15 protein-coding genes are annotated in these 19421 nt (G+C 53.7%); 4 read left to right on the plus strand and 11 right to left on the minus strand.

Going from position 1 to position 19421, the window contains the following annotated elements; genetic code table 11:
- Positions 1-8 precede the first annotated feature (8 nt).
- Together sspA and sspB are read left to right on the plus strand one after the other, a co-directional pair.
- Entirely contained in the window at positions 9-650 is a 642-nt protein-coding gene (sspA, locus tag AC6I8R_RS02460) for a stringent starvation protein SspA (RefSeq protein WP_021184232.1), read from the plus strand.
- Positions 651-653: 3 nt separating this feature from the next.
- A complete protein-coding gene (gene sspB / locus AC6I8R_RS02465; protein WP_013507647.1) occupies positions 654-1139 on the plus strand; it encodes a ClpXP protease specificity-enhancing factor in 486 nt (161 codons plus the stop codon).
- A gap of 38 nt (positions 1140-1177) precedes the next feature.
- Here the strand turns inward: sspB and AC6I8R_RS02470 are convergent, their stop codons facing one another.
- Positions 1178-2935 (minus strand): sulfite reductase subunit alpha, encoded by a 1758-nt coding sequence (locus tag AC6I8R_RS02470; protein ID WP_021184233.1) that lies wholly within the window; start codon positions 2933-2935, stop codon positions 1178-1180.
- A gap of 63 nt (positions 2936-2998) precedes the next feature.
- Positions 2999-8530, minus strand: a complete 5532-nt coding sequence (locus AC6I8R_RS02475; RefSeq protein ID WP_497831866.1) for a glutamate synthase-related protein — start codon at positions 8528-8530, stop codon at positions 2999-3001.
- 902 nt (positions 8531-9432) lie between these two features.
- Between AC6I8R_RS02475 and arcB the strand changes: the two genes are divergently transcribed.
- Together arcB and mtgA are read left to right on the plus strand one after the other, a co-directional pair.
- Positions 9433-11766, plus strand: a complete 2334-nt coding sequence (gene arcB, locus AC6I8R_RS02480) for an aerobic respiration two-component sensor histidine kinase ArcB (RefSeq protein WP_021184235.1) — start codon at positions 9433-9435, stop codon at positions 11764-11766.
- 896 nt (positions 11767-12662) lie between these two features.
- Positions 12663-13385 carry a monofunctional biosynthetic peptidoglycan transglycosylase gene (gene mtgA, locus AC6I8R_RS02485; protein WP_497831867.1) on the plus strand — a complete coding sequence of 241 codons (723 nt, stop codon included), beginning with the start codon at positions 12663-12665 and terminating at the stop codon, positions 13383-13385.
- 5 nt (positions 13386-13390) lie between these two features.
- On the opposite strand, the gene npr is transcribed toward mtgA, so the two are convergent.
- The 9 genes from npr to kdsC all read right to left on the minus strand — a co-directional run bounded on the left by npr (position 13391) and on the right by kdsC (position 19410).
- Positions 13391-13663: a PTS phosphocarrier protein NPr gene (gene npr, locus AC6I8R_RS02490; RefSeq protein ID WP_013507653.1), complete on the minus strand. Its 273-nt coding sequence runs from the start codon at positions 13661-13663 to the stop codon at positions 13391-13393.
- A complete protein-coding gene (gene rapZ, locus AC6I8R_RS02495; protein ID WP_013507654.1) occupies positions 13660-14514 on the minus strand; it encodes an RNase adapter RapZ in 855 nt (284 codons plus the stop codon). Before rapZ ends, npr begins: the two co-directional genes overlap by 4 nt.
- A 52-nt stretch (positions 14515-14566) precedes the next feature.
- Positions 14567-15049: a PTS IIA-like nitrogen regulatory protein PtsN gene (ptsN, locus tag AC6I8R_RS02500; protein ID WP_415173157.1), complete on the minus strand. Its 483-nt coding sequence runs from the start codon at positions 15047-15049 to the stop codon at positions 14567-14569.
- A 174-nt stretch (positions 15050-15223) separates the two neighbouring features.
- Positions 15224-15511, minus strand: coding sequence for a ribosome hibernation promoting factor (gene hpf, locus AC6I8R_RS02505; RefSeq protein ID WP_013507656.1), 288 nt, complete (start codon positions 15509-15511; stop codon positions 15224-15226).
- A 21-nt stretch (positions 15512-15532) separates the two neighbouring features.
- Positions 15533-16966 carry an RNA polymerase factor sigma-54 gene (rpoN, locus tag AC6I8R_RS02510; protein ID WP_021184239.1) on the minus strand — a complete coding sequence of 478 codons (1434 nt, stop codon included), beginning with the start codon at positions 16964-16966 and terminating at the stop codon, positions 15533-15535.
- A gap of 48 nt (positions 16967-17014) precedes the next feature.
- Positions 17015-17740, minus strand: a complete 726-nt coding sequence (gene lptB, locus AC6I8R_RS02515) for an LPS export ABC transporter ATP-binding protein (RefSeq protein ID WP_021184240.1) — start codon at positions 17738-17740, stop codon at positions 17015-17017.
- A gap of 5 nt (positions 17741-17745) precedes the next feature.
- Complete coding sequence (gene lptA / locus AC6I8R_RS02520) at positions 17746-18300, minus strand: lipopolysaccharide ABC transporter substrate-binding protein LptA (protein WP_036626375.1); 555 nt, start codon at positions 18298-18300, stop codon at positions 17746-17748.
- Entirely contained in the window at positions 18269-18847 is a 579-nt protein-coding gene (gene lptC, locus AC6I8R_RS02525; RefSeq protein ID WP_021184242.1) for an LPS export ABC transporter periplasmic protein LptC, read from the minus strand. The genes lptA and lptC overlap by 32 nt, the downstream gene beginning before the upstream one ends.
- A complete protein-coding gene (kdsC, locus tag AC6I8R_RS02530; RefSeq protein ID WP_021184243.1) occupies positions 18844-19410 on the minus strand; it encodes a 3-deoxy-manno-octulosonate-8-phosphatase KdsC in 567 nt (188 codons plus the stop codon). Before kdsC ends, lptC begins: the two co-directional genes overlap by 4 nt.
- Positions 19411-19421 lie beyond the last annotated feature (11 nt).

The raw sequence follows: 19421 nt of genomic DNA on the forward strand, positions 1-19421 counted from the left end.
AGGTTTTCATGGCTGTCGCTGCCAACAAACGTTCGGTAATGACGCTGTTTTCTGGTCCGACTGACATTTTCAGCCATCAGGTACGTATTGTACTGGCTGAGAAGGGCGTCAGCGTGGAGATCGAGCAGGTTGAAACGGATAACCTGCCGCAGGATCTGATTGACCTCAACCCGTACCGCACAGTACCAACGCTGGTAGATCGTGAACTGACGCTGTATGAATCTCGCATCATCATGGAATACCTTGATGAGCGTTTCCCGCATCCGCCGCTGATGCCTGTCTATCCGGTTGCCCGTGGTGAAAGCCGCCTGATGATGCACCGCATTGAGCAGGATTGGTACAGCCTGATGCGTATCATTGAAACCCGCACCGGTGCAGAAGCCGATGCCGCGCGTAAACAACTGCGTGAAGAGCTGCTGGCGATTGCACCGCTGTTCTCACGTACGCCGTTCTTTATGAGCGAAGAGTTCAGCCTGGTTGATTGCTATCTGGCGCCGCTGCTGTGGCGTTTGCCGTCTATGGGTGTTGAGCTGGCTGGCGCAGGTTCTAAAGAGCTGAAAGGCTACATGACCCGCGTATTTGAACGTGACTCTTTCCTCGCTTCACTGACCGAAGCAGAACGTGAAATGCGCCTTCAAGCCCGGGGCTAATCTATGGAAATGTCGCAACTAACGGCCCGTCGTCCCTACCTGCTGCGTGCGTTCTATGACTGGTTGCTTGATAACCAGTTAACGCCGCATTTGGTGGTCGACATTAATCTGCCTGGCGTGCAGGTGCCGCTGGAGTACGCGCGTGATGGTCAGATTGTGCTGAACATCGCTCCGCGTGCGGTAGGTAACCTGGAGCTGGGCAACGATCATGTCCAGTTCAACGCCCGCTTCGGTGGCGTGCCGCGTCAGGTCTCAGTACCGATGGCGGCGATTCTGGCTATCTACGCCCGTGAAAACGGCGCTGGCACCATGTTCGAACCAGAACCGGCCTATGAACTGGCTGCGCAGGATGAACTGGAAGGTCAGGAAGAAACCATGATGTCGGTGATTGATGGCGATCGTCCTGATGATTCGACTGACGATGAAACTCCGCCAGATGATGAGCCGCCGCCGCGTGGTGGTCGACCTTCACTGCGTGTGGTGAAATAAAAAACGGGCCAGATGGCCCGTTTTTTTATGCCTGCGTCTTAGTAGACGTCACGCAGATAGCGTTTATCTTTCTTCAACTGATCGACATAAGCTGCCGCACGTTCGCTGGACAGGCCGCCAAACTGGCGTACCACTTCATACAGCGCCGCATCGACATCTTTCGCCATGCGTGATGCATCACCACACACGTAGAAGTAAGCACCGTCCTGCAACCAGGCATAAAGCTCAGCACCTTTCTCCAGCATACGATTCTGCACGTAAATCTTCTCTTCCTGATCGCGCGAGAACGCCAGATCAAGGTGAGTCAGCAGACCGCTTTGTTGCCACTCGTTCAGCTCATCCTGGTAGATGTAATCGTGTTCCTGATGCTGGTCACCAAAGAACAACCAGTTTTTGCCTTCGGCACCGGTGGCCTGGCGCTCCTGCAAGAAGGCACGGAACGGTGCAATACCGGTACCCGGCCCCACCATGATCAGCGGTGCCTTATTGTTGGCAGGGACGCGGAACGCTTTATTGGGCGAAATAAAGATTGCCGGTTTTTCGCCGCGACGTACACGCTCAGCCAGATAGGTAGAGCAGACACCGTTACGGGCGCGGCCACCACTGTGGTAACGCACTGAAGCGATGGTCAGATGCACCTGATTCGGATGGGCTTTCGAGCTGGAGGAGATGGAGTAAGCACGGTGTTGCAGCGGGCGCAGCATCGCGACAAATTCCGGCACCGACAGGCTGCGCGTCAACTCCAGTTGCAGCAGGTCCAGCGTATCTTTGCCCCACAGCCACACGCCGAGGGTATCTTTGTCGTCGTGTTGCAGGACGTGGCGCAATTCCTGGTTAGTGGTGTTCTGGCCGACCCACTCAATCAGTTTGCGCGACGGCTCAGAGATTTCAAACTGGTAAGTCAGCAAATCACCAAGATTACGCTCGAAGCCCGGCACTGGGGTTTCATAGTCTGCATTCAACTGGGTCAGCAGCAGCGTCACCAGCGCAGGGTCATTCACTGGGATTACGCCCAGTGCGTCGCCTGCTTCGTACTTTAGCCCGCTGTCCGTCAGGTCAAACTCGAAGTGACGGATATCTTTGCCGGACTGCTCGCCAGAAAGACGTTTGTTGGTCACCAATGCCGCAGCATAAGGATTCTGTTTGTTGCTGCCCGGAATGACCGGTGCTTCCGGTGCGCTTTCCAGCACCGTACCGCTGCTGCCCGCGCTGGCGGCAAACTGCGGCATGGCTCCACCGATCCATGTACTGGATGGCTCTTCGTAATCGATATCGCAGTCAATACGATCAACCACACGCTTCGCACCCAACTGTTCGAGGCGCATATCGATGAATTTACCGGCCTGGCAGAAACCGTCATAGCCGGTGTCGCCGATCGCCAGTACGGCGAAGTGCATCTGCTCCAGACGCGGCGCGGTGCTGGCAGAAATGGCCTGCCAGAACAGCTGAGCGTTGTCCGGCATTTCACCTTCACCGTAGGTAGAGGTGACGATCAGCACATGACGCATGGTGGCGAAGAGATCGATATCCACCTCACCCAACGCCTGCACCACAGGCACCAGGCCTTTGGCACGCGCGGCTTTCGCTGCGGTCTGGGCCAACGCTTCCGCGTTGCCCGTCTGTGAACCGAACAGGATATGCAGTTGGGTTGTCGTTGCAGCACCGGCCGCAGGGGCGGCCTGCTGCTTATCTTCTAACACCAACAGGCGTGAGTGGAGACCGGCGAGAAAACCCGCCAGCCAGTATTTCTGATCACCGTTAAACGGTGCATCTTCAGGAATGTAAGGAATCTTCATGGGTACTTTTACTCAATCCCGTTCATATTCAGTCAGTAATACACAAATCTGTTGATTCAGCTATCAGGATAATTTTCCGACAGCCGCCGCGATTTCTGGCAATGCCGCACGGGCAAACAACTCTTCAAAATCAGGCAGATGACCCAGCACCTCACGGTTACAGGCATCCTGATAGATGATCCAGCCATAGGTAGCCAGGCTGTCCATCGAACGGATGTTGCGTTGCGTCAGCGCGGCTTTGTAATCCGACATACGTTTGGACGCGATCAGGCTCGCCAGTTCATCATCGTTGTAGTTCTCGATAGCAGAGCGTGCATGACGTTGCAGCTTGCTTACCAACGAGAAATCTTCTGTCATCAGCAGGTTACGTACCGCTTTCTCAACCGCCGGGTCTTCTACTGAAGTGCCTTTCGGCAGCTTGCTCAGTGCCAACTGCTGCGCGAAGCTCAGCACGGTATAGTTGTTGAGCAGCACGAACATTTCAAGCGTATCGGTAGCACCGTAAGCCGGCACCGCGCCATCAGCGATGGTTTTGCCCGCACGCCAGGCTGATTTGAACTTCGCGACCTGATGCGCAGCCAGCGAGGTTGACAGTTCTTCCAGCAGATCCTTACGCGATTTCGCCTTCAGAATCTCACCACCGTCCTGATAGAGCAACAGCGAACGTGGCATGACATACACAAAGTGGTGGCACTCGGTTTCCCAGTTTGCCAGCAACCATGCGGCACGCGGTGAGTTAGTGGCTTCCAGATGCCAGTTCAGCATGGTCAGCACCGCTTGTTTGTGCACTTTCGCCATTTCGTCTTCATCAGCGATGGAGCCAAACAGCACCGAGTCTCCGGCGGCGTGTGCCGCCAGTGAGCCGTACGGGTCATACTGGTAGGCAAAGCCGCCGCTCATGCCATTACCAAAGCCTTTACCGAAAGTACCGAGGTTGAGAATGGCACCGTTGGTCATGTATTCACAGCAGAAGTCACCCACGCCTTCAACAACGGCGGTTGCGCCAGAGTTACGTACGGCGAAACGGTCACCCGCCTGGCCTTGTACGAACAGACGTCCACCGGTGGCACCAAACAGGGCAAAGTTACCGATCAGTACGTTGCCATCGCTATCCTGTGCGCCGCCGCCCGGTGACATCACCACCAACTCGCCGCCACACTGACCTTTACCGACGCCATCGTTACAGGTGCCGTAGTGCTTCATCTGCATACCGTCGTTGCAGAATGCACCGAACGACTGGCCGGCAGAGCCGGAGGTTTGGATCTGCACGGTGGCCGGTGCCAGGTAGTGGCGGCCACGGTCATCTTTCAGCACCGCCGGGATAGCGGCTTTTTGTTCGGCTGACAGTTCATGGTTCAGCATACGTTCGATATCAATGGCCAACTGACCACCGACGCTCTTGTTACGGTTGTTCAGCGTGATGCCTGCGCCAAGCGCGATCTCACGACTGCCTTTCGCGACCAGCTGATCTTTCAGCTCTTCAACCCAGCCGTTGTCCAGTTCGAAATCTTTTTCCAGATAGACGGGTTTAGCGATTTTCTGCTCTGGTACGACGGTCAGCATGGCGCGCAGGTCCAGTTTGCCGACTTCCAGCGGGTGATCCATCAGGTGCAGCAGATCTGAACGGCCGCGTGCTTCACGCAGTGAACGCAGGCCGAGGCGTGCGAGGAACTCACGTACTTCCTGTGCCACGTTGATGAAGTACTGGGCCAACTGACGCGGATCGCCATCAAAGGCTTCGGCGTTGGTCGTCAGACCGGCCGGGCATTTGACGTTACAGTTTTTCGCCATTACGCATTTCAGCATCATCAGCGCGGTCGTACCGAACTCGAAGCTGTCGCCACCGAGCAGGGCGGATTTGATCACGTCGCTGCCGGTTTGCTGCGCGCCAGAGCAACGCAGTTGTACTTTGTCACGCAGGCCGTTGGCACACAGCGCCTGATGCACCTCGGCGATGCCGATTTCCGCCACGCGGCCGGTGTATTTCAGGCTGGTAACCGATGCCGCACCGGTGCCACCGGTATTACCGGCGACGTTAATGACGTCAGCACCGGCTTTCGCTACGCCAACCGCGATGGTGCCGATACCTTCGGAAGACACCAGTTTAACGATGACGCGCACGCGTGCGGCTTTACAGTCGTGAATCAGCTGTGCCAAATCTTCGATAGAATAAGTGTCGTGATGCGGCGGTGGAGAAACCAGCTCCACACCCGGCGTACCGCCACGCGCTGCGGCGATTTCTACCGTAACTTTCGGTGCCGGTAACTGACCGCCTTCGCCTGGTTTTGCGCCCTGGCCAATCTTGATCTCCAGCTCTTCCAGCATCGGATCGGCGAGGTAAGCTGCCCAGACGCCGAAGCGACCAGATGCCAACTGTTTGATGCGTGAGGCGCGGATGGTGCCGTGACGTGAATAGTGTTCACCACCTTCACCGCAGTTACTCATCCCGCCCACCATGTTGGTGCCGTGTGCGACGGCTTCATGCGCCGGGGCGACCAATGCGCCGTGGCTCATCGCGCCAGAGGCAAAGGTACGGGTGATTTCGTGTGCAGGCTGAATCTCTTCCAGCGGCAGCGAAGGCAGCGCGGTGAAGAGGCGTGACAGGTAGTCAGCCGCTTTGCCGTAAGCGGTGACACTCAGCGCACCATTCACGACTTCGCTTTTTTCGATTTCATCGGCAAAACGGGTTTTCAGCGCACGCGCCAGCGCAGCCAGACGCTCGCTTTCTGGTTTCAGACCGGCAATGGCATCAACCAGACGCAGCGTAAACTGGTTCAGGCTGCCGTTAACCGCTTCGCATTGCAGACCACGGGTGGCGAAGCCATTGTTCACCAGCGAGTAGCGGCCCAGTTTGCGACCAAACTCTGCTTCGCTGTCGACGTGGGTCAAATCACATGGCAGCGCGAGGATATCACGCAGCGCCGCCGGACGACGTTTACGCTCGGCATACATCAGGCTGGAGAACTGGCGGTAATCCGGCGTGATAGTAAAGCTGTCGATGACATCATTCGGGATACGTTCGAAGCTGCTGTCTTTGAACGCTTCCGCTTTGATGTTGAACGCATTGTCCAGTTTCGCCAGCGTCATCAGACGGATAAAGTTGTCCTCTTCGCGGGCTTTATCCGCGAAGCGAATCGGCTGTTCCGTCATATCAATAAAAGTACGGACAGCGATGGTGCCATAGGAATGGCCAGCACCCTCGGCGCGCTCTTTAAACAGGCCGAGTAACGGGACTTCCGCTTCACCCTGGATTTTCAGCGCGCTTTGATGCCAGTCCACCGCCATCTGGGCGATAGCCGGGAAGCCTGCGCCGCCAACCGGGGTTTTAATGTTCGGGAAATATTTCTTCAGCACCGGGTCTTCGGTATCGAGGAAGTTCGGTTCGAAGAATTCACCACAGCTGTAGCTTTCCACGGTACACAGGCCCACTTTGCCCATGGTTTTCATCAGCGCTTTTTCTGCGGCTTTGGCATAGCGTTTAAAGGCTTTGTTGCCTTCTTCACCTTCGCCGAATTTCTCTTCAGCACGCATTTGCACGCCGAGCGGATAAATAGCGGAGGCACCGAAGCCGAGTGCTGCGGCAATGTGGTGAGAAGAGATGCTCTGACCACTTTCGACCACCAGCGAGACATCCAGACGCAGGCCTTCCTGCACCAGACGCTGGTTGATGGCGGATACCATCAACAACATCGGGATCGCCGCATGGGTAGAGGAGATATGGCGGTCAGTCAGCACCGCGATTCCGCCCTGCTGACGAGCAAAGTCCACGACCTTCTGAGCCAGATCGTCGATGGCTTTTTCCAGTGCGGCAGCGTTGGCTGCACGGCTGACGATATCTTTACCGATTACCGGCTCGTACAGCATCTCAAAACGCTGATAAGGCGCAACTTTCTGCTCACGCAGACGCAGCATATCAAGGTGCGTCAGGATAGGCGTCGGAACGATGATCTGTTGGCCTTTGCTGCGGCCCAGATGCGGTTTGGCACCCAGAGCCACGCGCAGCGTCATGCCATCCGCTTCACGGATTGAATCGAGCGGTGGGTTCGTCACCTGCGCAAAGCGCTGCGAGAAGTAGTGCGCCATGCCGCCTTCATGATCGGACAAGCCGTTGATGGCATTGCCGTAACCCATCGCAGAGATTTTCTCAGCGCCGGTTTGCAGCATCGGGTCCATCATGAATTTGAAGCTTTCCTGGTTGTAGTAGTAGGCCACAAAACGCTGATAGGTTTTGAGGTCGCCACCATAACGCAGCGGTGAACCCAGTTTCTCTGCCGGGATCTCCGGCAGTTCTTTCAGGTCGACACGCGCCGCGCTCAGCAGGGCAGGGTAATCTTTCTCAGTTGCCAGTTTTTCCAGTGCTTCTACGGTGGTGTAGGAGCGTTTTTCACGGTGATCGTAATACAGCATGCCGCCCGCTTCGATACGGCCACGACGCAGTACGCTTTCTGGCGGGAAGGCAATCTGGCCCGCTTCGGACATAGCACCGATATATTCAGCCGTTTCCACAGAACGCAGAGGACGCAGGCCGAGGCGGTCCAGACGTGCGCCGATCACTTCGCCGTTACCGAAGATCAGTGCTGCCGGGCCATCGTTCTTCTCTTCATACAATGAGAAGTATTCCAGCATGGCGCGCACTTCAGTGGAGAGCGAGGAGTCGTTCTCCCATGCTGGCGGCATCATGGAGACGACGGCATTGATCAGGTCGAGATTATCTTCCATCAGGCGGCTGTGGATGCTCTGGTCGAGACGTGAGCTGTCTGACTGGCCTTTCGGACGCACAATTTTTTTGCCGCGTGCCAGCGCCAGCGCTGATTCGGCAATGCGGTTTTTACGGTCTGTGTTCAATTCACCGTTATGCGCCATCAGACGGAACGGTTGCGCCATCGTGGTGTGCGGGTCGGTGTTGGTGGAGAAACGGGTATGGAAGAACAACCCACGCACCTGATGGTCCGGGTCGGTCAAATCTTTGAAGTATGGGATCACTTCGTTGGAATTCAGGCGTGCTTTAAATACCTGAGTGCGCGAGGAGAGCGACAGCGGATACAGACCGCCAAATTCGCTTTCAGTAAAGGCCTGCGCTTCAATGTCCAGCAGCGCACGATAGATGCGTTGCTCAAATTCGTTCTGGCTGGTGATGTCCTGTGGCGCAGCAAACACCCACTGCACAATCGGCAGCTGGAATTGCAGGGCGGCCGGGCGCGTTACGCTACCGTCCAGCGGCATGTCGCGTTTTACCAGCACCGGGAAGTTATAGGCTGCCAGCGTTTCTTCCACCAGACGCTCGGCGTTGGCACGCAGTTCGGCATCTTTCGGAACGAAGAAGTTACCCACGCCAAAACGGCCCGCTTCCAGCGGCTGACCGGTGATTTTCCGGAAGAAGTGCAGAGAAAGGTCGACGTTGACGCCTGCGCCATCGCCCACGCCTTCAGCTGACATCCCGCCACGGTGCGGCACGGTGCACAGCGCACTGTGTGCCATTTGCAGGATCTCATGAGTCTGCTCGCCGTCCTTACGGGTAATGAAACCTACACCACAGCTATCACTGCCCGCTGTTGGATCATACAAGCCATAGGGATTAGGTTTTTGAGTGGACATTGAGGTCTCCTTAAACTGCTTTTGACATTACCTGCATTATTTCAAGTACAGAGCACTGCTGAGTCAGCTCACAGGCGCTGTATCAATTTCTGCTCCGCTCGGCAATGAGCGGGCGTCGCAACACCGAGCAATTCCTCTCAAGACATAGTATGGACGTCCTTGATGAGCTGCTCTTTAATCCGGGTCTCTTAACTGGAGATAACTTGCATCTAGAGGGAGTCTTCTTGCTGCATAGATATGCCGAGACACTGGCCCGACAGGAAAGCATCCAGCGGAATTCCAACTTATCGGGAAAGCGTACTCAGGTCAAATAGCCAGCTTTATTGAGGGTAATATGCTTTTTTGTCACTTAAGTTTATGATTTTTATTATTAATTTGGTGAAAAAGTTGACAGTGTACCCCCGCGTAATCCCGCAGGAAGTGTGAGCCGTCTCACTGTGGTGCAGCCATCAAATCTCTGCACCATGCTGGGGAAGGAAATGTTTTCAGCATAAAATGCTGTTTGGGCCACTTCGTGCACAGGATGTATCTGTTTTTCTTATGGCGTCATATTTGAATCAGACCAGGGGTCGTCATTAGTAAAATTAATCATCAGAGGCGTGCTTAAAACAGCGCTTAAGTTGAATGGATATGCAAAAAGGAACAGCAACCATCGGACGATATGGCTGCCAGGGTATTGATTCGCACGAGGTGCTGAGAAATGGGCCGCAAAAGCGCGGCCCTCCAGATTATTCAGTTGGCGGAATTAGTCAAGCGCTTTCAGCATAATGGCGGGAACGTCGGCGAAATAGTCCGGCAATGCACCATAACGGGGCATAACCTCAGCGATTGGGTATGGGCAACCAGCGCGGAGCGCGGATAATTGCGCTATCATGAGCCAGATTTCGTTCAGGGAGCGGGTAATGAAACAGATTCGTCTTTTAGCGCAGTACTACGTTGATTTAATGGTCAAACTGGGGCTGGTTCGCTTTTCGCTACTGTTGGCTTCGGCGCTGGTGGTGCTGGCGATGGTGGTCCAGATGGCCGTCACTATGGTCCTGCGCGGTCATGTTGAGAGCATTGATGTGGTGCGTTCGGTGTTCTTTGGTCTGCTGATTACCCCCTGGGCGGTCTATTTCCTCTCGGTCGTGGTTGATCAACTGGAGGAGTCGCGTCAGCGTCTCTCCCGCCTGGTGGATAAGCTGGAAGAGATGCGCACGCGCGATCTTGAGCTGAATCAGCAGATGAAAGAAACCATTACCCAGCTCAACCAGGAGATTGCCGACCGTATTAAAGCCGAACAGGCGCGTGAGCAGGTGATGGATAAGCTGCGCGAAGAGATGGCTCGGCGTGAGCAGGCGCAGATTGAACTGGAGCAGCAATCCTCCTTCCTGCGATCATTCCTTGATGCATCACCGGATCTGGTATTCTACCGCAATATCGACAAGCAATTCTCCGGGTGTAACCGGGCGATGGAGCTACTGACCGGATTGAGTGAGAAACAGCTCATTGGCCTGACGCCGCGCGATATTTACGACGAAGATGCCGCAACCAAGGTGCTGGAGACGGATGAAAAAGTATTCCGGCACAATGTCTCCCTGACTTACGAACAGTGGCTGCAATATCCCGATGGGCGTAAAGCCTGTTTCGAAATCCGTAAAGTGCCTTATTACGACCGCGTTGGGAAACGCAGTGGCCTGATGGGCTTTGGACGTGATATTACCGAGCGTAAGCGCTATCAGGACGCGCTGGAGAACGCCAGCCGTGAGAAAACCACCTTTATCTCAACTATCAGCCACGAGCTGCGTACGCCGCTTAACGGCATTGTTGGCCTGAGCCGCATTCTGTTAGATACCGACCTCAATCAGGAGCAGTTGAAGTACCTGAAAACCATTCACGTCTCCGCCATCACCCTGGGCAACATCTTTAATGATGTGATTGAGGTGGACAAAATCGAGCGACGTAAAGTGCAACTCGATAACCAACCGCTCGACTTTACCGGCTTCCTGGCGGACCTGGAAAACCTCTCTGGTCTGCTGGCACAGCCGAAAGGGCTAAAGTTTGTCATGTCGCCTGAACTGCCGCTGCCCCATAAAATTTCGGCGGATGGCACCCGACTGCGGCAGATCCTGTGGAATCTGATTGGTAACGCGGTGAAATTTACCCAGCAGGGCGAGATCGTGGTACGCGTTGCCTATCACCAGGATGAGACGCTGCATTTTGAGGTGGAAGACTCCGGCATGGGGATCCCACAAGAGGAACAGGACAAAATCTTCGCCATGTATTATCAGGTGAAAGATCAGCATGGTGGTAAACCCGCCACGGGCACGGGGATTGGACTGGCAGTATCACGTCGTCTGGCACAGGCGATGGGCGGCGATATCACGGTACGTAGCGTTCAGGGGCAGGGTTCCTGCTTCACCGTCGAGATCAAGGCACCACGGGTCGCGGAAGAGGTTGAGGACGACAATCTGGACGATGCGATGCCTCTGCCGGCGTTGCATGTCCTGTTGGTTGAGGATATTGAGCTGAACGTGATTGTGGCGCGTTCGGTGCTGGAGAAGCTCGGTTGTAGCGTGGAGGTGGCGATGACCGGCACCGCCGCGCTGGAGATGTTCGACCCGCAGGAGTTTGATTTGGTGCTGCTGGATATCCAGTTACCGGATATGACCGGCCTTGATGTGTCGCGTGCCATTCATCAGCGACACGCCGGAGAGATGCTGCCACCGTTAGTGGCTCTGACCGCCAACGTGCTGAAAGATAAAAAAGAGTATCTGGATGCCGGGATGGATGATGTGCTGAGCAAACCACTGGCCGTCCCTGCACTGACCGCGATGATCAAAAAGTTCTGGGATTATCAGGCGGAAACCGACGCCCCGATGGCTGAACCGTCAGAGGAGAAAAACCGGACGCTGCTGGATGTGCCTATGCTGGAACAGTATATCGAGCTGGTGGGGCCTGGGTTGATTACGCAAAGCCTGACGATGTTTGAAAAGATGATGCCAGGCTACCTCGACGTGCTTGACTCGAACATGATGGCGCGCGACCAGAAAGGCATTGCCGAAGAGGGTCACAAAATCAAAGGTGCAGCGGGTTCGGTCGGTTTGCTGCATCTGCAAAAGCTGGCCAAACAGATCCAGTCACCCGAATTGCCTGCGTGGTGGGACAACGTTCAGGAGTGGATCGACGAATTAAAACAAGAATGGCAGCATGACGTGAATGTCTTACGTGAATGGGTTGCAGCGCGGGAAAAGTAACAAGGACCAGAAAAAAATGACCCCAGTCGAAACCGGGGTGCGCGAATACTGCGCCAACACCAGGGAAAATGGCGCTGCTGCTATTATTTGAGGTCTATCCTGAGCAACAGCGTGGTATTGGTTAACGCTTCAAAACCACCTTAGCAAATTCGTCACCACTTGTGACAAGATTCATTAAATTGTGTGATGTTGAGCAGCGTTTAAATACAGAAAACATTAATTTGCTGACACAGTCAAGCAAGGAATTAATTTCTTTGACTCATTGCATTAATTTTGACCAGTCGTTCTGTTTTTGGTCGGGTTTTAACTCGCTGAAGTGACGTAAAAACCCCGTAAGTGTGACGAAAGTCTCCTGGTCAGGGAAAATTCGCTTTTTTTCGTAGTAAATGCATGAAATATGGCATGAAACATGGTTGGTAGCGCGGGTTATCCAAAACGTTTTGGAAACCATCGATAGAAAGTTCCAGATTCAGGTTTTAACGATGGATGTAAACCAAAAAGTAGGCAAATTGCTTAACCAGAATTCGAAGATAGCGCAAAGCCCTTGCGGATAATTTACACATTTTTTTCGGAATGCTCTCAATAATCAATGAGAGGAATCAACCACTGTGAAATTTAAATGTTAAGCATCGTGAATCATTTTGTGTGATCTGGATCACGTTCAATGAAGTGTCTGTCAGCAATTTTTCCAATACGCATTTAAGCATGGAACCGATTCCTTTTTAGCGGAAGTGCTTGATGTATTTGGCTCTATTAAAGGAACGATGGTTGCGCAGGCAATGAATTTGTTCGATAAATCAACTGGTCAGACAGCGGTTCTTGGTATTCGACTATCATCGAATGCTATGGTGACCTTGGTGATTGATTAACACAGGGAACAGGTAAGAGATAATTAGATGGCTAAGAATAAAGGGAAACTTTGGCAACGTGTAAAAGTGTGGATCGCAAAATTTCTTCTCGCCTGGCTGGGTATTTGGCTGGCAGGGATTTTGTTATTTTCCTTCTTGCCCGTGCCTTTTTCCGCAGTGATGGTTGAACGACAGCTGGGTGCCTGGCTGCACGGCAATTTTGGCTATGTGGCACATTCGGATTGGGTCAGCATGGATGAGATCTCACCGTGGATGGCGCTGGCGGTCATTGCCTCTGAAGATCAAAAGTTCCCAGAACACTGGGGATTTGACGTTGCCGCGATTCAGTCGGTGCTGGATAACGAGGGCGATGAACGGATGCGTGGTGCTTCGACGCTATCACAACAAACCGCGAAAAACCTGTTTTTGTGGGATGGACGTAGTTGGGTTCGTAAAGGGCTGGAAGCGGGATTGACGGTAGGAATCGAAACGGTCTGGACCAAGCGACGCATTCTTACGGTCTATCTGAATATCGCCGAATTTGGCAACGGTGTGTTTGGGGTAGAAGAGGCATCCCAGCGCTATTTTCACAAACCCGCCAGTCGCCTGACCATAGCAGAAGCGGCGCTGCTGGCGGCGGTATTGCCTAATCCGATCCGTTTTCGCGCCGATGCCCCTTCAGGTTACATTCGTCAGAGACAGCAATGGATTATGCGTCAGATGCGGCAACTGGGTGGGGAAGGTTTCCTTAACCGCTACAAATTGCACTGAAACGGTTAATCTTCATCAAAACCGGCTTCAAACAATTCAATCACCGCTGCCAGCGCCTGGGTTTCTTCCGGGCCGCTGGCTTCAATCTCAATATGGCCGCCTTTGGCGGAATCCAGCATCAGCAGCGCAATTACGCTGCTGGCTTCCGCTTCCGTTCCTGCTTCATTACGCAGCAGCACTTCTGCGTCGAAACTTTGCACCAGTTCAAACAACTTCATCGCCGGGCGCGCATGCATGCCCAATTTATTCCGAATCTCAACGGTTTGCTTCACGGTCATGATTTGCGTTTTTCCAGGGTGCGATGACGGGATTGCACATTTTTACCGCGCGAACGGAAATAGTCGGCCAGTTGTTCGGCGATATAGACCGAACGATGCTTACCACCGGTACAACCGATTGCGACAGTGAGATAGCTACGATTATTGGTTTCCAGCATGGGGAGCCACAATTCAAGGTAGCTGCGTGTCTGATAGATAAAGTTGTGCACTTCAGTATGCCGGTCGAGGAACGCGGCCACCGGGCGATCAAGGCCGGTCATCGGACGCAGTTTTGGGTCCCAGTGTGGGTTAGGCAGAAAACGCACATCAAACACATAATCGGCATCAATCGGAATACCATGCTTGAAGCCAAAGGATTCAAACACCATCGTCAGCTCGCGTTCGCGTTTACCCAGCAGACGGGTGCGTAGCATTTCAGCCAACTCATGCACCGACATCTCGGAGGTATCAATGATCAGGTCGGCCCGTGAACGCAGTGGTTCAAGTAGGTCGCTCTCCTCATCAATCGCGCTTTCCAGTGACAAATTCTTACTGGAGAGTGGATGCAGGCGACGTGTGTCGCTGTAGCGACGGATCAGCGTGTTGCGATCGGCGTCGAGGAACAGCAACTGTGGCGAAAACGAGTCCGGCAGGTTGTTAAGCGCGGTTTCGAAAATCTCCGGTGATTCCGGCATATTGCGCACGTCGATACTGACGGCAGCAGAGATGTTGCGTTCGCTTAAGGTATTGGCCAGTTCTGGCAGCAATACCACTGGCAGGTTATCGACACAGTAAAACCCCATGTCCTCAAGCGCACGCAACGCGACTGATTTTCCTGAGCCTGACCGACCGCTAACGATCATCAGCACCATCACATTTCTCCCGTTTTAAACCGGCGCATTGGCCGGTAAAAGTATCTGTCGCTTAAGAGTGGTCTTCCTGCGCTTCTGTGATAATGGCATAGAGTTCTTCATCGCTCTGCGCAGCGCGCAGACGGCGACAGACGGTTTTATCTGCCAGACGTTTTGCCACCAGCGATAATGTATGCAGATGGGTTTTACACTGGTCTGCGGGCACCAGTAGCGCAAACAGCAGGTCCACAGGCTGGTTATCCACCGCGTCAAAAGCGATAGGTTGATCGAGGCTAATGAACACGCCTACGGCGCGCAGCGTGTCCTCCTCCAGTTTGCCATGTGGAATGGCAATACCATTGCCAATACCGGTACTGCCCATGCGTTCACGGGTGAGGATCGCTTCGAAAAGCGTCTGGTGAGGCAGATTGAGCTGTTTGGCTGCCAGTTCGCTGATTATTTCCAGCGCACGTTTTTTACTCTGGCAGTGTACGCCGCTGCGGGTGCAGTCCAGCGTAAGGACCGAGCTCAATTCCAGTGTCAGATCGTTGTTCATCATCGTTTCACTTGCGAGTTCACATAGCCGCGAGGATCACCCACTTTACCCCTTATCACGGGAAAAATGCAGTGTCTCCTGTTGGCGCTTGCGCAGATGACAAAACGGGGCGGTCAGCCCGCCCCATTCTGTGCTCTGAGTACCGAACCTATCAGTACTCTGCAAGCGTGAAGGTTAGTGTTTTTTCAGTTTATCTTTATGTTTGGTCAACTGACGGGAAAGCTTGTCGATCAATCCGTCAATCGCCGCGTACATGTCTTCCGCTTCCGATGTCGCGTGCAATTCACCGCCGTTCACATGCAGTGTTGCATCAGCAATCTGCGTTACCTTTTCCACTTTCAGAACAATATAGACCTGATTAATCCGATCAAAATAGTGTTCCAGTTTGGCAAATTTGCTATTTACAAATTCGCGCAGCGGCTCGGTAATCTCTACATTCAGTCCGGTAAGGTTTATTTGCATAGGTCTTCCTTCTCAATACATTCAAACCAGCTGCTTGCGCTGATTCGAGGGCGGGATGGACAAAGACTCGCGATACTTAGCAACCGTACGGCGGGCCACCATGATGCCCTGTTCAGATAACATGGAGGTCAGTTTGCTGTCGCTCAAGGGTTTTGCGGGATTTTCCGCAGAGATCAATTTTTTCACCAACGCACGAATTGCCGTCGAGGAGGCTTCACCGCCACCTTCGGTATTCACATGACTGGAGAAAAAATATTTCAGTTCAAAGATGCCACGCGGGCTATGCAAGTACTTCTGCGTGGTAACACGGGAAATGGTGGATTCATGCATATCCACGGCCTGGGCGATATCCGCCAGCACCATCGGACGCATGTACTCCTCGCCCTGTTCAAAAAACGCCTGCTGCTGCTCGACAATACAACGAGTCACTTTCAGCAGCGTGTCGTTACGGCTCTCCAGGCTCTTAATCAGCCATTTGGCTTCCTGTAAATTGCTGCGGATAAACTGGCTGTCGCTGTCATTACGCGCCGCACCGCCCATCGCCGCGTAGTGCTGATTAATTTTGAGACGCGGTACGCTGTCGGCATTTAGCTCAACTGTCCAGCGGGTGCCGACCTTGCGTACCAGCACATCCGGGATGACATACTCAGGCTCGCTGGTGTTGACCGACTGACCTGGGCGCGGATCAAGCGACTGAATCAGCAACATTGCCTCTTTCAGCACATCTTCTTTCAGACGCGTCATGCGCATCAGGCTACGGAAATCGTGATTGGCCAGCAGATCAAGATGATCGCTCACAATCAACCGTGCTTCCGCCAGCATCGGCGTATCGGCGGCATATTGGGACAGCTGCACCAGCAGGCAATCGCGCAAATCGCGTGCGCCAACGCCGACCGGATCAAAACGCTGTACGCGTTTCAATACCGCTTCCACTTCTTCCAGCGTCAGTTCTTCATCACCGATGCTGTCGCAAATATCCTGGAGCGTCACGGTGAGATAACCGGTGTCGTCAATGGCATCGACAATCGAAGTCGCAATGGCGCGGTCGGTATCGGTGAACGGTGTCAGCTCAACCTGCCACATCAGATAATCCTGCAACGACTGCGTGGTTTCGCCCTGATAGACCGGCAGCTCATCATCCTGGTAATCGGTACCCGTACCGGAAGGCGTTCCGGCGGTGTAGATTTCATCCCAGGTTGCATCGAGCGGCAGCTCTTCCGGCATGTCCTTTTGTTCCAGCGCCTCGCGGGTGTCGAGGGCTTCACTTTCCTGATATTCGCGCGCGTCTACTTCTTCATGGAGTTCTGATTGTTCGAGCAATGGGTTGCTTTCCAGCGCCAGTTGTAATTCCTGCTGGAGTTCAAGCGTAGAGAGTTGCAGCAAGCGAATTGCCTGCTGCAACTGGGGTGTCATCGCCAGCTGTTGGCTGAGCCTGAGTTGCAAACCTTGCTTCATAATCCGGATTGAATTTCCTAAGCAAACGTCGGAGGTTCCGACACCTTATCAGAGTCTGAACTCTTCGCCCAAATAAACACGCTTAACCTGCTCATCTGCAAGTATTTCATCGGGTGTGCCGTGAGCAATCAGATGCCCCTGGCTGACGATGTAAGCGCGTTCACAAACGGCAAGGGTTTCGCGTACGTTGTGGTCGGTAATCAGCACACCCAACCCACTGTCGCGCAGATGTTCAATGATCTTCTTGATATCAATGACGGAAATCGGGTCAACACCGGCAAAAGGCTCATCCAGCAGGATAAACTTAGGATTGGCAGCCAGCGCGCGGGCAATCTCGACACGACGGCGTTCACCGCCGGAGAGTGCCTGACCCATGCTGTCACGCAGGTGTTCGATGTGGAACTCTTCCATCAGTTCGTTGGCTCGATCCTGACGCTGCTCTTCGCTGAGATCGTCACGGATCTGCAATACGGCCATCAGGTTGTCGTAAACGCTGAGGCGACGGAAAATCGAGGCTTCCTGCGGCAGATAACCAATGCCGCGACGTGCACGCGCATGCAGCGGCAGAATGCTGATGTCTTCATCATCAATCACAATACGACCGGCATCGCGCGGCACAATTCCGACCACCATGTAGAAGGTGGTGGTTTTACCGGCCCCGTTGGGGCCAAGCAATCCGACAATTTCGCCGGATTTAACTTGCAGGCTAACGTCTTCTACCACGCGGCGGCCTTTGTAGGCTTTCGCCAGGTTTTCAGCGATCAGTGTGGCCATAGAAATTAGTTACTCTTCTTTTGGCTCTGGGATGAACCGTTTTTGTCCTGCAACTGCGACGGCACCAGCACGGTGGTCACGCGTTTGCTCTGGCCCTGACTGTAGGCCTGCATTTTCTGTTCTTTCACCAGATAGGTGATGCGATCGCCTTTGATATTGCTATCCAACTGTTCAATGTAGGCGTTACCCGTCAGCTCAACAAAGTCATTCGCCAGTTCATAGTGCAATTTGGCCGCATGACCCTGTACCGGCTTACCGTTGTCCTGCATCTGATAAAAGGTTGCCGGGTTGCCCCAGGCATCAACGATGGTTTTTTTGCTGTCACCACCCGGGCGAGTGACGACGACTTTGTCGGCGGTGATCTTGATCGATCCCTGAGTCACGATGACGTTGCCGGTAAAGGTAGCGACATTGCCTTGCAGATCCAGCGACTGATTCTCTGAATCGATATTCACGGGTTTGTCAGAATCCCCGGTTAATGCCAGAGCGGGCAAGCTGGTGGCTAACAGGGCGCTGACCAGCAGTAATTTAAGGCTGTTGTTTTTCATTTTGGATTTCATAGGAGGATTTGACCTTTTCAATCAACTGGGCATTTTTCGTCCGTAAGTTGCCGCGCATCTTCATGCCAGTAGAGTTAAAACTGCGGCCATAAAGGGTGACCTGATCGTCTGAGGTAACATCCTGGGTGACGAGATTGACCACCGCATTATCGGTTTTAATGCGTTCCAGCTCCGAATCCTGCGTCAGGGTGTTCACTTCAACGTGGCCGTAAAGATAAAGCATACGATCTTTGGTGAGCTTTGCCTTATCGGCGCGCACAGACCATGTCGGAATTTTATTCACGTCGTAAGTGGTCATCACCGGATTATCGAACCAGCTCAGTTCATCGGCAGCAAAGTAGGTCACTTTATCCGAAATCAGTTTGTAGGCCAGCGCACCGTCTGGATTGTACACCACGGTGTGAGAAGTCGAACTGGTGTAAGTCGGCTCCTGGTCGTTGGTGGTAACCGGCGCTTTGCTCTCATCCTGGTTGGTAAGATTCCAGCCAATCAGCACCAGAGCGATTAGGGCCAGAATCAGCGTTATCCAACGCCTGCTTTTACTCATACTGATTGCCCTTTGGCATCCTCAAATTTGTTCTGCGCCATTAAGATCAGATCGCAAAGTTCACGTACCGCACCGCGGCCACCGGCAATGCGGGTGACGTAATGCGCGCGCGGCAACAGAATCGGGTGCGCATCGGCGACCGCTACACTCAGACCCACGCGGGCCATTACCGGCCAGTCGATCAGGTCATCACCGATATACGCCACCTGTTCCGCAGATAATGACAGTTTATCCAGGAGTTCGCGCCAGGCCAAAAGCTTATCCGATTGTCCCTGGTAAAGATGCGTAATGCCGAGGGTTTTGCAGCGATCTTCCATCAGTTTGGCATTGCGGCCGGTAATAATAGCCACTTCAATGCCGGAGGTCAGCAGGCAACGAATGCCATAGCCATCGCGCACGTTGAAAGCTTTCAGTTCTTCGCCGCTGTTGCCCATATAAATCAGGCCGTCTGACATTACGCCGTCCACATCACAAATCAGCAGGCGGATCTGCGCTGCGCGCGCCATCACTTCTGCGCTCACCGGACCATAGCAGGTCTCGATCGCAGCTGTTTCAACACTCATGTTCTTTTCCT

The sequence above is a fragment of the Pantoea sp. X-Soil-OKNW-713 genome, assembly GCF_059730685.1.